Below are 13,993 nucleotides of genomic sequence, written 5' to 3'. Positions count from 1 at the left end.
CACTTTAAGAAAGGGGGACGAGCTAGAAGCTAGCTTCTAGCAGCTCGTGACTTTTTACTCTTTCCACTCCGGTAAACGTCCCGGAGTCCATGGAGCATTCATCTCGTTAAGTTCGGCTTCCAGTGCCGGAACTTCTTTTTCTACAATATTTTTCAAAGCTTCCAGCACCGGTGGGAATTCTTCTGTCAGAATTTTGTAAGCCTGTTTTTCGGTGGTAGTAATTCCCGCTGTTGATCCCATGTGCGTGTAGGTAATGTTACTCAATCGGTTATTCAACGGCACTTGTGCAGGAGGAATTTCTTCCCCGCTTGCTTTAGCCGGCACACCATCCATTTTAAAATTCAGCTCTTCCAAAGCCACCCCAATTGCGCGGGCTTTATTCATTAATTCCTGACTAGCTCCCGGAGTAGCATAAATAGCTTGTTTTATCTTCTCTACTTTTGCTGTTGTTTCACTAATCATTCGGTTGGTTCCAACAACAGCCAGTGCCAGTTTATTCACTTTTTCGGCAAACTCAACATTCTCGTTGTAGTTTTCAGCCGGAAGTTCGGAATTGTTAAGGCGTTTGCAGGTAAAGGAAACCGGCTCAACCAATTCGGTCAGCTCGCCTTCGTGCCACAATTTCATGCCCACTTTGTATGTTCCCGGCATTACCATAATACCACGGCCGGCACTGGTTATCGGATCAAATTTATCGCGAATACGAACATTGGCAGTAGCGGCATAAGTCATGTTCCAGTTAACGCGGTTCACACCTTTCGATGGAGCTTTTGTGAACTGATCGATCACATTTCCAGCCTTATCGTAAATCGTAAATATCAGGTGCGTTTTTTCCTGCTGACCTTCCAGTTGCAATTCGCGCCAGGTAGGTTGCGGAATTGGCTTTCCTTCTTTAAACAACTCTTTCTCTTCGTCTTTACGCAATTGCTTTTGTGTTTTTGGTACTTCATTCAGGTAATACGAAAAAGTAGCACCGTATTCCGGATTTTTCGCTGTAAAATAAGTACTTCCCTGATTGCTTTTTCCGCTGGTTTGGACAAACATTAATGCATCTTTTATCGGGAAAATCTCAGCTTCTGTATTTTCAAGATCAGCTGAAATTTCGCGCAAAGGACTGTAATCATCAAGAATATAAAAACCACGGCCAAATGTTGCAGCAACAAGGTCGGTTTCGCGCTCCTGGATAGCAATGTCGAATACAGGAATAGTTGGTAGGCCTGATTTCATTTGTACCCAGTTTGTACCACCATCAACTGTAAAAAAGATGCCAAACTCAGTTCCAACGAACAACAATTCAGGACGAACAAAATCCTGCATAACAGTATGAACTGAACCATTTTCAGGAAGATTACCCGAAATGGAAGTCCACGTTTTTCCTTTGTCGGTACTCTTGCAAACGTAAGGTTTAAAGTCATCGCGTTTTAGATTATCGAAAGTGGCATAAACTACATTTACGTCAAAACGGTCGGCACAAATATCACTTACAATTGTCAGCTCCGGCACTCCCGGAAAACTTTTTAACTGTGTCCAGTTTTCGCCATCTTCAGTGACTGAAATAACACCATCATCGGTTCCCGCATACAACAGTCCTTCCTGCAATTTCGATTCTTCGAGCGCCACAATGGTTCCCCACTGCGAAGTTGATACATCGCGAACAACTGCCTCGGCAGGCCAGTATTTGCCCATAACCGGAATTGATGTGCGATCGATCTGTGCAGTAAGATCATCACTGATCACTTCCCAGGTATTACCACGGTCGTCGCTACGGAAAACCTTGTTGGCCGCCATGTACAAACGTGTATTCTTATGCGGGCTAATAAATAAAGGTGCGTTCCAGTTCCATTTGTAAGTCAGTTCTCCCTTGCGTTCAATAGGTTTAACATTTAGGCTCTCGCCACTCTTTTTATCAATACGATACACATTTCCGTACTGGTATTCTGAGTAAACGATATTTGGATTTCCGGGCTCGATGGCACCCCAGAAACCATCGCCACCAAGTGTTGGTTCCCACTCGTCATTTATCACACCACTGCGGCTGGTAGTTTGCGACGGACCACCCATTGAGTTGTTGTCTTGTGTTCCACCGTAAACATTGTAAAAAGGCTCAGCATCGTCGAGGTAAACGCGGTAAAACTGCGTAATCGGCAGGTTTTCTTTAAAATCGAAAGTTTTTCCGTCGTCCCAGGTTTCGTAAATACCACCATCGCCACCAATTATAAAGTGCTCGGTATCTGTTGGGTCAATCCAAATGGCATGATCATCTACGTGACGGCCACTTGTGCTTATGCTTGTCCAGTTTTTGCCTCCATCAACGGTTACTTTTGATACTGTTTCTGTTGAATATACTTTATCCACATTCTTTGGATCGCACACTATTTCGTTGTAATACTGACCACTTGAGTGATAATCACTCATTTTCTCCCAGCTTTCGCCTTTATCAGTCGAGCGGAAAAAACCACCTTTATCTTCAGCCGCTTCCACGATAAGGTAGACGTAATTCGGGTTAACCGGAGATACATCAATTCCCATTCCGCCAATATGAACCGAAGGCAATCCTGTCATGATCTTACGCCAGTTTTCGCCACCATCGGTACTTTTATATACAGCTGATTCAGGTCCGCCACCAATTTTTGTGAATGACGTTCTGCGGCGCTGCTCCGATGTTGCATACATAATATCAGGGTTACAAGGATCAATTACCACATTATTTATACCTGTATTTTCGCTAATCTCCAGCACTTTGTTCCAGGTTTCGCCGCCATCGGTACTTTTGTACAGGCCACGCTCCTCGCCCGGTCCCCAAGCCGAACCTTCAGCAGCAACAAAAACAACATCAGAATTGCGTGGATCGATAACGATTCCACCAATCTGACGGCTTTCTTTCAAACCCATGTTTTTGAAGGATTTACCGCCATCAAGCGATTTGTAAACGCCATCACCGTATCCCAATGCACGTTGGTGGCTGTTTTCGCCTGTTCCCACCCAAACTACATTTGAGTTATTGGGATCGAGCACCACAACACCTGTTGAATAAGAGCCATAATTATCGAAGATCGGACTCCAGGTAGTTCCGTTGTTAGTGGTTTTCCAAACGTTACCCGAAGCAACGGCCACGTAGTATTCTTTGTGATTGTTGGGATTTACAGCAAAATCAGCGATCCGGCCGCTTGCCCATGCCGGACCAATACTTCGCCATTTCAGGCCACTTACCAGCCCCGAATTAACAAAAGGCTTTTCTTCTTCCTTTTTCTCTTCTTCTTTCTTTTTTGAAAAGGCTACCGTTGAAACTAAAAATACGGCTGCCAATAACAGTGTGAGTTTTTTCATAGAATTATTTTAAATGAGTGAATTCATTGTATGATAAAATGGGACAAATATTATCCGCTTTTGGCTACTATCAACAAGATTAGGTTCAGTCTTATTTTGCGCTTAATATAAGAAATAATAAGCTTTTGAAAGAAGATTTATGTCACGAAGGAAAACTTCGGTATTTTAAAGATTAAGAGATCCGGTATGATCTAGCGAACAGCTCTGTTTTGATTATTCTTATCCAACACATTAGATATACTATTCGCTTCCTTAGTGATACTTTCGGGATAATCATTTATTTCCAGAATACGGATCGCATTTCTTGTTTTCAACTTGCCATCTTTTATCCGGTAGTCAAAATCCACCGTTTTATGGTTCACTTTTTCACTGAAATGAAACAATGCATATTCATCATGAAGCAGATCTGCCAATTCAATATCATGTGTTGAAACCAGCACAATATTACCAGCATCTGCCAAGGAAGAAAGCACTGCCTTTCCTGCCGAAATCCGCTCAATGGTATTGGTCCCCTTGAATATTTCGTCGAGTAAAAATAAGTTGGGAACATTCTCATTACCGGCTTCCAACATTGTTTTTATTGTTAGAACTTCTTCGAAATAATAGCTCTTATCATTCAGTAGATCATCGCTGATTCTGATAGCCGAAAACACCCTCATTCGTGGCATTTCAAAATCGGCTGCAAAACAAGTATTCAACGTTTGCCCGGTAATTACATTTGTGCCAACCGTTCGAATAAAAGTTGTTTTACCCGACATATTTGATCCGGTAAGTAAAACTGATTTCTGATCAATTTCAATATCATTTTCAACACAGTCAGACACCAGGGGATGATACAAATTTTTAGCCTGAAGTTTTTTTGCCTGCGTACTAATTTTAGGAATACAGTATTTGGGTGCGCCTTTCCGAAGCGATGCAACCGATAATAAAACGTCAATTTTTCCGACAAAGCTGAACATTTCATCCATTTCACGGCGCATGGAATCAAGCCTTTTTAATACGCCAAACAAAAAAAGCGGTTCAATAAGAAACAGTATTTTGAACAGTTCGATAAAACCTGCCACCAAAGCAGCGATATCATTATCCATTTTGGCTTCCAGCCGGAAGAACGACAGCCTTCTTTTTATGCCCGAAATGGCTTTGAGCGATTTCTCTAGCTCGCGATTTTGAGGGGCAAGCCGCTCATCTCTATAAAGCTCGGCTGCAACTTTTGTTAAGCGCAGTAGCTGTGGTATCGATCCTAGATATTGATACAGATTTCTTTTATTCCAGAAATGAATCACCATGTTTATGATGAAAATCCCGAACAGAAAAAATATGACTTGTTGAAATACTGGAATAAAAAGAACTGATACTAAACTCAGTACCGATAAAATTTTGGTTACGAAAAACCATTTGGGTGCTTTTTGGTGTTCCTCCTGGAAAAGTGTGCTAATGTAACAGGCATCATTACTTTTTAATTCCTCGAGTTGAAGTTGTACTGAAGTTCTGAACTCGAGATCATTCAGAAAACGATCAACCAATATTTCATCAAAAGTATTACCCGACTTTGGAATTGTTCGAAGGGTTTGATACAAGTACTGCTGCCCCACTTTTGAATGAGTGCGGTCGACAAACATGAAGAGCTCGTTAAAATCGAGGTCGTTGCATGTTTTATCAGAAAGCGTCTGAAAAGCGTTCGAATTATCTTTTGCCCGAAAATACCGTTCAATTAAATCAAAATGAAACGAGTCGTCTTTAACTTCTCCAAAAGTGTTTTGCAACTCTTCCCGTTTCTTCTTTTTTCGATTTAATATCACAGGTTTTCTATTTGAGGACTACATTGTTCTTTCGGATATATCTTCTCATAAACTTTAGAAATTCAGCACACCCTTCAGATTTTTATAACCAGTTTTGCTGACTTTTAATTTCGTTTTGTCGTGTAGAATAACGATGTACGATTCCTTCTCGTATTGCTGGATTTCCCCGATCTCGTCGACCTTTACTATGTAGCTGCGGTGAATACGCACAAAGTTTTTCGGATTCAAAGTATTCTCGAAATACTTCATGGTTTTTTGTTTCATCCAGCGGCCTTCGGTGGTGTAAATCATTACATAATCGTCCATCGATTCGATGTAACGTACCGCATCAACCGGGGCGATATGAATTTTATGACGATCCTTAACCACAATACGGTCGAGGTATTCATCTTTTGGGAAATTGCTTACTTTTTCTGCCACATCCGACTCTTTTCCTTCGGTTTGAATGCGCTCCAAAACTTTCTGAATGGCCTCATCCAATCGATCTTTTGAGTAAGGTTTTAGCAAATAATCGGCTGCGTTATAATCAAAGGCTTTTAACGCATACTGATCGTAAGCTGTTGCAAATATTATCTGCGGTTTGTGCTCGAGCAATTCCAATAGCTCAAAACCTGTAATCTTTGGCATTTGGATATCAAGAAAAACCAGGTCGGGTTTTAAGTCGTTGATTTGTTTTACGCCTTCAAAGCCGTTTTCACATTCTGCAATCAGTTCAATAGCTTCATTATCGGCCAGAAACGACTTCATCAGGTTACGAGCCAGCTCTTCATCTTCAACTATTATTGTGCGCAATTTTTCAGTCATGGTTTACAATTTTTGAGGAATGGTTAAAGTTACGGTAAATTCGTTTTGTTTGTCTTCAATTTTCAGCAAATGCGGGTTTCCGTAGATCACCTGCAGGCGGTCGCGGATATTACGCAATCCGATTCCCTCACCTTTTTTGCTTAATACATTTTTATCATAAGTATTGCTGATGGTTACCACCAGTTTATCATTATCGCAGCGGCAATGCGTAATTACATCTATGGTTTCGGTAGCTTCGTACACACCATATTTTATGGCATTTTCGTACAACGGTTGAAGTATCATATTCGGAATTACAGCCTTTAAACAATTCTCTTCAACTGCAAAAACCGGGTTCAGTTTTTTACCAAAACGTACTTTCTCAATTTTTAAATACAGCTTGTTATTATCTATTTCCTGCTGAACAGTTACTTTTTCGCTCTGGTCGTGTTTAAGCGAATAACGCATTAATTGCGAAAGGTTGATCACCATTTCCTGTGCTTTTGCCGGATCGGTCATTGTAAGCGACGAAATGCTGTTCAAACTGTTAAACAAAAAGTGCGGATTGATCTGCGATTTTAAGGCATGTAATTCGGCTTCTTTCACCAGCGCTTTTAGCTTGGTTTCGTTTTTGGTTTTTTCTTTAAATGCCAGGTAATAATTTACAGCATAGAAAAACACCACATTAAATGTATAAAGCAAATATCCGTTATAAAGCCCGGTGAACAGATAGTTATGATCTTCCTTTAACTGCCCCGGATTTATAAGTTTTGTAATTACCGTACCAATGTAAAGCCAAATTAAAACGATTATGGTGGCGGCAATAACATGGGCCAGAATTACACGGCCAACACTGTTATCTTCAAGGGTACTGAATTTTATGACATACCAGATGGCAATTCCTAAAAATCCGAAAAGGATAATGTAGGCAAAACGTTCGGTCATGGCGGTAATAAAATCACTTTCGCCAACCGAAACAACCACTAAAACCATTACCACTGCCAGTATCAACCAAAACGCAACATACGAAATGGCCAACCGTGGAGATTTTATAAAGGGATGCCTAAAATCCATGTTACAGGTATTTGATCTCTACGCCGCCAAAAGCCGCAAAACCTTTTATCACCAGCGTTTTCGACGGGTCGGGAACAATTTGATTCAACGAAGCACCGCGTTTATCGGTATAACCACCAAAAATAGCCGTTACTTCATTTTTTACCGTCCAGTCGGGTGGTACTTTAAAACCGCAGCCGCCAAATAACGCCAGCGTGTCGATAACAGCACCATTGGCCGAAAGTTTTGCCTGACGAAGATCGTACTCTGTTCCGCCAAAAACCGAAGTGGTTTTTCCGCCCATAAAGTTTTGCGAATTTACATACACCTCACGACCTCCGAAGATCACAAAATCATCGAAGTAGTCCTGCCCTTTTTGATCACCCGGATTAAAATTGGGTCCTTCAAAAGGGTTTCGTTTTCCGGAGTGCGTTACCAGAATTGCCACGCCAATACCGATAATTAATACCGGCCAGCCTATTCGTCGTAATTCATAAGGGATATGAGCCACTTCCGGAATCAAAAAGAAACCTCCGATTACAATTAAAACTGTTCCTGTGGTTTTATTCCCTCCGATTATGGAGAAGACCCCAATTCCGATAAGTAACATTTGCCACGAGATCAGAATATCGTTCCAAAATGAAGGAATAAGATCGAGGCGCTCGAAAATCCACAGTGCACCTACCACAATTAGAAATAAGCCCAAAAAGGCTCTTCTGTTTGTACTCTCCGGTTTATTATCCATGATAAAAGTTTTAACTGTCCTAAAATATTGATAATCCTCTAAACACTGTCCATTTTTTTAGCGGATTTACTTTCTTTCGCAACTACGGGCTAAAACAAACGCGCAATTAACCCAATTCCTACGGCAATTAAGATTACCGGGAACAAAAACACAATTGCCGCTCCTGATATGAAAATCAGTTTTGGCAATAAAAATATTCCTCCAATAATTAGCAGTATCAAACCGCCGGAACGTTTGCCGGCCATTAACACTGCACCGATAATGATCAAAATAACAGGCCATGAAAAAACAAAATGCCCTATTCCATGAAAAACGTTTCTTACAGGACTAAAAATGTCATGAAAGTTTAAAAACGGAAAATCAAAAAAGAAACCGGTTTGTTTTAGTATCCATACCAAACCAATACCGATTAAAACCAAAGCCAAGACTTCTTTTGAGTTTTCCTTTTTTTGCGTTCTTTCCTGTGGCACTTTTTCCATGATAGTGTTTTTTACATTTACGCATCAAAAGTAGAAATCGCAAGCCGGCCAAACAGTTTACATTCGGTTAACATAGGTTATGAATCGGTAAATGGGTATATGTTGGTATTAACGGGAAAGTAACTTTGCGGAGAATTTGCCAATGAAATCAGCATTCAGACATTCATTATTTCAGGGTAACAGCTATAAAACTGATGTTCCCCCCTAACCTTCCGCCAATTGGCGGAGAGGAACTGTCCCCCTTCGGGGGATTTAGGGGGCGAAAATTTTTTAATTAGATCTTCATAAAAAAAGGTTGTTTCCGATACGAAAACAACCTTTTTGTTTTTATTTCTTTTGTGCTTTTGCCCACGAATCACGCAACGGAACCGTTCGGTTAAACACCGGCAGTTCGGGTGTTGAATCCGGATCCATGTTAAAGTAGCCCATTCGTTCAAACTGAAAATGATCGAGCGGTTTAGCTGTTTTTACAAATGGCTCCAGGTAACAGTTATTCAGCACATTTAACGACTCAGGGTTCATAAACTCTTTAAAGTCTACATCCTTGTGTCCATCCGGCTCTTCGTCGGTAAACAAACGATCGTACAGGCGCACTTCTGATTTAACAGCATGTTTTGCCGATACCCAGTGTACCACACCTTTTACTTTTCTGCCATCGGAAGATTTTCCTCCTTTTGACTCGGGATCGTAAGTACAGTGCAGCTCAACGATTTTGCCGTTTTCGTCTTTAATAACTTCGTTACATTTTATCAGGTAACCGTAGCGTAAACGCACCTCGCGGTCGGGCCCCAAACGGAAGAACTTACGTGGAGGATCTTCCATAAAGTCGCTTTGTTCGATATAAACTTCGCGTGAAAATGGTACATCACGGCGTCCCATCGACTCATCTTCCGGGTTGTTCACGGCACTTAATATTTCTTCTTTATCCTCAGGATAATTGGTAATAACCACTTTTAGCGGATCAAGCACGCCCATTACGCGCTGTGCAATTTTATTCAGGTGATCGCGTACGCTGAATTCCAGCAACGACACATCGGTTGTTCCATCCACTTTTGTTACGCCAATTTTATCCGAAAAATTACGGATCGATTCAGGCGTGTAACCTCTTCGGCGTAAACCCGAAATAGTTGGCATCCTTGGATCGTCCCAACCTCTTACGTGATTGTCTTTCACCAACTCCAGTAATTTACGTTTGCTCATTACAGTGTACGTAAGGTTCAAACGCGAAAACTCAATCTGACGCGGACGGTAATCCGAATCTTTTAACTGATCAATAAACCAGTCGTACAACGGACGGTGCACCTCGAACTCCAACGTACAGATGGAATGTGTAATTCCTTCCCAGTAATCGCACTGACCGTGCGCAAAATCGTACATCGGATACACACACCAGTTATTTCCGGTGCGGTGATGTTCGGCTTTCATTATCCGGTAAATAATCGGATCTCGCATGTGCATGTTCGGCGATTCCATATCTATTTTTGCACGCAGCACTTTCTCTCCCTCGTTAAATTCGCCCATTGTCATTCGCTCAAATAAATCGAGGTTTGTTTGAACCGAACGATTTCTGAACGGACTTTCAGTTCCGGGTTTCTGCGGCGTTCCTTTTTGCTCGCTTATGGTTTCAGCATTTTGGTCGTCGACATAAGCTTTGCCTTCTTCAATCAATTTAACGGCAAAAGCATGTAATTTTGGGAAATTATCGGATGCGTAATACAAACGATCCTCCCAGTCGAAACCCAACCAACGCACATCTTCCATAATCGATTCAACATATTCTGTTTCCTCTTTTGATGGGTTGGTATCGTCGAAACGAAGGTTTGTTTTACCTCCGTATTTTTGCGCCAAACCGAAATTTAAACAGATCGATTTGGCGTGGCCAATGTGTAAATAACCATTGGGTTCGGGGGGAAAGCGTGTGTGTACACGATTATCATTTTTCCCTGCGGCCAAATCGGCGTCGATTTGTGCATGAATAAAGTTGGCCCTTTTGGGCGCTTCAGCATTAGTATTTGTATTTTTTTCTGCCATTTTCTTGATTTATCCCCTATTGAATAAGGCTACAAAATTAAAAAATGATTTGTGAGTACACTTAACACCTGTTCAAATTATTACTTTTGTTGCAATAATATTAATTAGGGATGGGAGTAATTGAAATAGAGGGAATGAAATTTTATGCCTATCACGGGCATTTTGCGGCCGAGCAAATTGTTGGCAACCACTTTGAAGTGTATTTGCGACTGGAAACAAACTGCGATGCTGCTGCCAAATCAGACAATCTCGACGACGCGCTCAACTACCAGGCGGTTTATGAAACCGTAAAAGAAGTGATGCAAATAAAATCAGCCTTGTTGGAAAATGTAAGCAAACGAATTTTAGATACCCTTTACGACAGGTTCCCGGCAATTGATAAAGCCCGCGTTAAAATCTCGAAAATGAATCCGCCAATGGGAGGCGAAATGGAACGGGTAAGCGTTACACTGGAGCGATAATTTATGGTCACTGTTTACAGAACGTCATCCTGAGCGAAGTCGAAGGATGGAAGGAATGAAGGACTGAGATTTGAAATGCTTTAATGCTTTAATGCTGAAATACTTTAATCGAAAAAACTCGCAGCTCGATACTTGTAGCTCGCGACTAATATAATCCCATGTTATTAAATATTTAATCCCCAGTCCAATACTGACATTTATCAAATTATTCGAACTTTTTTTTCGTATTTTCGAAAAAAATAATTCAACATTATACTCATGTTTTATAGTTCGACTAATTTAAACGAAGGAAAGTGCCGAAAATCTTGCACTACTGAAAAGAAGCGGGAGCTTCACGAGGGAAATAATCCAAAATCGACGGATATCGGTTGGCAGTTAGGTGCCAGCGACTTGCATGTAAATGCAAACTGGCAAGAACGCAGAAAATAACACGATTTTATTTTTTATGTTGCGAGAACTGCAAAATTTTATATTTTTGCAGTCCGAAAACGTACAAGGTTCCTTGGCCGAGTGGCTAGGCAGCGGTCTGCAAAACCGTGTACGGCGGTTCGACTCCGCCAGGAACCTCATCGCAGAAATATAACAAGCTAAAAAAGAGAATCTTAACGATTCTCTTTTTTCATTTTGGGCAACTATTGGGCAACCTAATTAATTCAAGGCACTTTATATTGATTTATAACTTGTAAATTTGAAATGATTTCTGACGCAGAAGAACACGATTTTATCAGCTGAGAAATTGAATTCTCAAATCTATCTATACAGACAATATAACTCGGCTTAACAAACTTGATGGTTTTTAATCATTTCTTTCAATCTCCAAAAAAATGTATAATTACAACCAGGGAAAGATATTAAATGCAATATCAAAGATTAGAGCTGTAGAGACAACAATTATAACGATGATCCAAATGTGTATTTTACTTGCTTTAAAAGAACTATGATCCCGAGTAATTAACCATATTGCTAAAACAAAGAGGACTAAGGAATAAGAAAATACCAAAGAAAAAGTTGAGGCCTGTTCTAACGAAGGTGTATTTTTAAAAATACTTATTTCTCCGGCAGCAAATAAGACAACAGCTGAAAAGATACCCAAGATCTCAACTTGTTTACGATCACTCGACATTACATCGTGCCTAATCTTTTCAATCGTTTTTCTTTCCCTATTCAGGCTTTTATAGATGGACAAATGACTTTTTATATCTTCTATATCCCTTTTAAGGTAATTACAATCATTTAATACCTTGTTATAATTAATTGGCAAAACAAAACTACTTGCAAGAAAGATATTTATCGGTTCATCCCTATAAGTAATCTGTTTTGTACTTGAGTCTTTATCCAAAATATATCTTTGAAAATCCACATCTTTACACCATTCAAACTTAACGAATAGCAATTTCAGTATTTCGTCAAAAACCGATATTCTTTTTTCAATCAATACTTCATCAAAATTTTCGGCATCCAAGAGTTGTTTCGTCGCTAAAGTATATTTTTTTAGAAATCTTGAATAGGGAAAATAATTGTGAACGTTTGTATCGTCTTGAATTGTTTTTATTCTATCCAACTCTCTTATAACATTATCCCAAGAATCATCGTTCTGTAATCCAAAGCTAAACCGATTATTCAACAAGAAATTTAGAGCCAGTTCTCTTGTTCGTTTCTCGTATCCCGTAAAATGGATTCCACTATTGTTAAACTGATCCTCATACTGAGCAACAAGGTTATCTATTTGAATATGATTTTTATTATTATCCTTATAATGACGAATCAAATAGTAAATATCGGCCAAAGAATAAGGTTTGTTTTCTTCCCTCTGGTTTTCTAAGGACTGAACTCTTTTCTCAGTTTCTTTCCTTGTTGTATTTCGAAAAAAGTTTTCTTCCCAAAAACCTTCATAATATTTAACTTCATATCGAAAATTATCTATTTCTCGATCTTGAAAGTCAAACGTGTAGAAATAACTCTTGGTATCCTCCCCTATTTTTTCAGAGATCTTTGATATAAGAAACCTGCACTTATCCATTAACAAGTCCTTATAATAAGTATCCGTATCCTTTTGCAGTGATACATAAGTCACGATTAGATCATTAAGAATATCAGTCTTTACAGATATTAAATGATCATATCCTGCAATCTCGCAATTCGCTTCAAAAAATTCCGCTTCATGGCGAATGCCGAAGTCATTATAATCTAACATTATTGCCTTCCCATAAAGCTGAAATCCACTCATGATGGACTTCTCTCCATTTATCACATTACTTCGCAGTACCTTACACAGATTCTTAAGATGTTGAATAGAATGATTTTGAAAAGGAAGAATAAAAGAATGCAAAAAATGATCTATATCCTCCTCTTCGGCTTCAGAGCTGTACACTCCATTGAGTATTCTATCAACAATCGGATCAATTTTACTCTTTATGATCTCTTCTGTTTCAGCAAGGTTTACGTACTCCCCTGATAATATAATAAGATTAAGCTGTTTGTAAATTTGCTTAACTGCATCCGTCATTGTATCGAAATATTGGGTCTTATCAGATACAAACTCGTCAAAGTCCCAACTTTCGGAAAAAACATCATTTAGCTTGGTTATTAGTGCATTAAGAGGCATATTCACGAGAAGAATGCGATAGAAGCAAATCTAAAGATTCGACCTCTATTAAATTATCTGGTATTTTAAAAGAATTCTTATGTAAATGCTTAGCAAAGCTATAAGATCTTTGCCAACTATCAAAAGTGTGACTTAAATTTACTAATTCAAAAGCAGATGCTCCAATCAAATCAAAATTTAGTTCTTTGAGTATCCTTATCGACTCCTTAATCTTATCCTCTGTCTCTGGAGAATTAAGTTCGTTTACGAACGGACTTTTGATTGACAATGAGTCCTTACCGAGTGTGTAATATTTCAGTTCGGATATTGAGTTATAAACATCACTCTCAACCGGGCCAAAAGGTAATGCATAAAAGTTGTTGAAAACTTCAAGTAGATTTGTACTTTCATCCTTTGCAGAGACTGTACATACGAAGAAGTGAATCTTAAACACTTTCAATCTACTAAGATTATTATTTTCGAAGGAACCAAAGGCTTCAATGTACCATTTTTCGAGCTGTTTGAGCAAAAATTCAAAAGCTGCTAATTTGTCTGAGTACGCCATTATTGATTGATTTGTCTTAAAGTTAGCGAAAATAGAATAAAATTAAAAGCAATATGCATTCTTTGATTAATTATTTTTGTTAGTAAATAGCTATTCTACTGATGGACCGTAGTTCCCTCAAAACTATATTAATCTTTAGATTGAATCCAAATTAACACGAGCTTAG

The 13,993-nt window shown here is 39.4% G+C and carries 10 protein-coding genes and 1 tRNA gene; 2 read left to right on the top strand and 9 right to left on the bottom strand.

Annotated elements, in window-relative coordinates:
* Positions 1-54 precede the first annotated feature (54 nt).
* The 7 genes from G4420_RS07665 to G4420_RS07635 all read right to left on the bottom strand — a co-directional run bounded on the left by G4420_RS07665 (position 55) and on the right by G4420_RS07635 (position 10,217).
* A complete protein-coding gene (locus G4420_RS07665; protein WP_163323014.1) occupies positions 55-3,327 on the bottom strand; it encodes a WD40/YVTN/BNR-like repeat-containing protein in 3,273 nt (1,090 codons plus the stop codon).
* 191 nt (positions 3,328-3,518) lie between these two features.
* Positions 3,519-5,126 (bottom strand): MutS-related protein, encoded by a 1,608-nt coding sequence (locus G4420_RS07660; RefSeq protein WP_163323013.1) that lies wholly within the window; start codon positions 5,124-5,126, stop codon positions 3,519-3,521.
* Positions 5,127-5,180: 54 nt separating this feature from the next.
* On the bottom strand, positions 5,181-5,930 hold the full coding sequence (locus G4420_RS07655; protein ID WP_163323012.1) for a LytR/AlgR family response regulator transcription factor: 750 nt from the start codon (positions 5,928-5,930) through the stop codon (positions 5,181-5,183).
* A 3-nt stretch (positions 5,931-5,933) separates the two neighbouring features.
* Positions 5,934-6,983 carry a sensor histidine kinase gene (locus tag G4420_RS07650; protein WP_163323011.1) on the bottom strand — a complete coding sequence of 350 codons (1,050 nt, stop codon included), beginning with the start codon at positions 6,981-6,983 and terminating at the stop codon, positions 5,934-5,936.
* Position 6,984: 1 nt separating this feature from the next.
* Positions 6,985-7,707, bottom strand: coding sequence for a LiaF transmembrane domain-containing protein (locus tag G4420_RS07645; RefSeq protein ID WP_163323010.1), 723 nt, complete (start codon positions 7,705-7,707; stop codon positions 6,985-6,987).
* Positions 7,708-7,796: 89 nt separating this feature from the next.
* Positions 7,797-8,186, bottom strand: a complete 390-nt coding sequence (locus tag G4420_RS07640; RefSeq protein ID WP_163323009.1) for a LiaF transmembrane domain-containing protein — start codon at positions 8,184-8,186, stop codon at positions 7,797-7,799.
* A gap of 327 nt (positions 8,187-8,513) precedes the next feature.
* Entirely contained in the window at positions 8,514-10,217 is a 1,704-nt protein-coding gene (locus tag G4420_RS07635) for a glutamine--tRNA ligase/YqeY domain fusion protein (protein ID WP_163323008.1), read from the bottom strand.
* Positions 10,218-10,327: 110 nt separating this feature from the next.
* Here G4420_RS07635 and folB point away from each other — a divergent pair, with 110 nt between their 5' ends.
* Together folB and G4420_RS07625 are read left to right on the top strand one after the other, a co-directional pair.
* A complete protein-coding gene (gene folB / locus G4420_RS07630; RefSeq protein WP_163323007.1) occupies positions 10,328-10,678 on the top strand; it encodes a dihydroneopterin aldolase in 351 nt (116 codons plus the stop codon).
* Positions 10,679-11,174: 496 nt separating this feature from the next.
* Positions 11,175-11,245, top strand: a tRNA-Cys gene (locus tag G4420_RS07625).
* Positions 11,246-11,510: 265 nt separating this feature from the next.
* Here G4420_RS07625 and G4420_RS07620 read toward each other — a convergent pair.
* Together G4420_RS07620 and G4420_RS07615 are read right to left on the bottom strand one after the other, a co-directional pair.
* On the bottom strand, positions 11,511-13,184 hold the full coding sequence (locus G4420_RS07620; RefSeq protein WP_163323006.1) for a hypothetical protein: 1,674 nt from the start codon (positions 13,182-13,184) through the stop codon (positions 11,511-11,513).
* Positions 13,185-13,272: 88 nt separating this feature from the next.
* Complete coding sequence (locus G4420_RS07615; RefSeq protein ID WP_163323005.1) at positions 13,273-13,827, bottom strand: type II toxin-antitoxin system antitoxin SocA domain-containing protein; 555 nt, start codon at positions 13,825-13,827, stop codon at positions 13,273-13,275.
* Positions 13,828-13,993: the final 166 nt, after the last annotated feature.

The sequence above is a fragment of the Draconibacterium mangrovi genome (assembly GCF_010586825.1).
GTDB lineage: Bacteria > Bacteroidota > Bacteroidia > Bacteroidales > Prolixibacteraceae > Draconibacterium > Draconibacterium mangrovi.
The sequence above is the reverse complement of the archived record's forward strand: the minus strand, read 5'-3'. Positions and strand labels throughout refer to the sequence as shown.

What these genes read in the sequence shown, in the direction of transcription:
- G4420_RS07665 (WP_163323014.1), bottom strand. Translation starts at nt 3,327, where the DNA reads ATGAAAAAACTCACACTGTTATTGGCAGCCGTATTTTTAGTTTCAACG.
- G4420_RS07655 (WP_163323012.1), bottom strand. Translation starts at nt 5,930, where the DNA reads ATGACTGAAAAATTGCGCACAATAATAGTTGAAGATGAAGAGCTGGCT.
- G4420_RS07650 (WP_163323011.1), bottom strand. Translation starts at nt 6,983, where the DNA reads ATGGATTTTAGGCATCCCTTTATAAAATCTCCACGGTTGGCCATTTCG.
- G4420_RS07645 (WP_163323010.1), bottom strand. Translation starts at nt 7,707, where the DNA reads ATGGATAATAAACCGGAGAGTACAAACAGAAGAGCCTTTTTGGGCTTA.
- G4420_RS07640 (WP_163323009.1), bottom strand. Translation starts at nt 8,186, where the DNA reads ATGGAAAAAGTGCCACAGGAAAGAACGCAAAAAAAGGAAAACTCAAAA.
- G4420_RS07635 (WP_163323008.1), bottom strand. Translation starts at nt 10,217, where the DNA reads ATGGCAGAAAAAAATACAAATACTAATGCTGAAGCGCCCAAAAGGGCC.
- folB (WP_163323007.1), top strand. Translation starts at nt 10,328, where the DNA reads ATGGGAGTAATTGAAATAGAGGGAATGAAATTTTATGCCTATCACGGG.
- G4420_RS07620 (WP_163323006.1), bottom strand. Translation starts at nt 13,184, where the DNA reads ATGACGGATGCAGTTAAGCAAATTTACAAACAGCTTAATCTTATTATA.
- G4420_RS07615 (WP_163323005.1), bottom strand. Translation starts at nt 13,827, where the DNA reads ATGGCGTACTCAGACAAATTAGCAGCTTTTGAATTTTTGCTCAAACAG.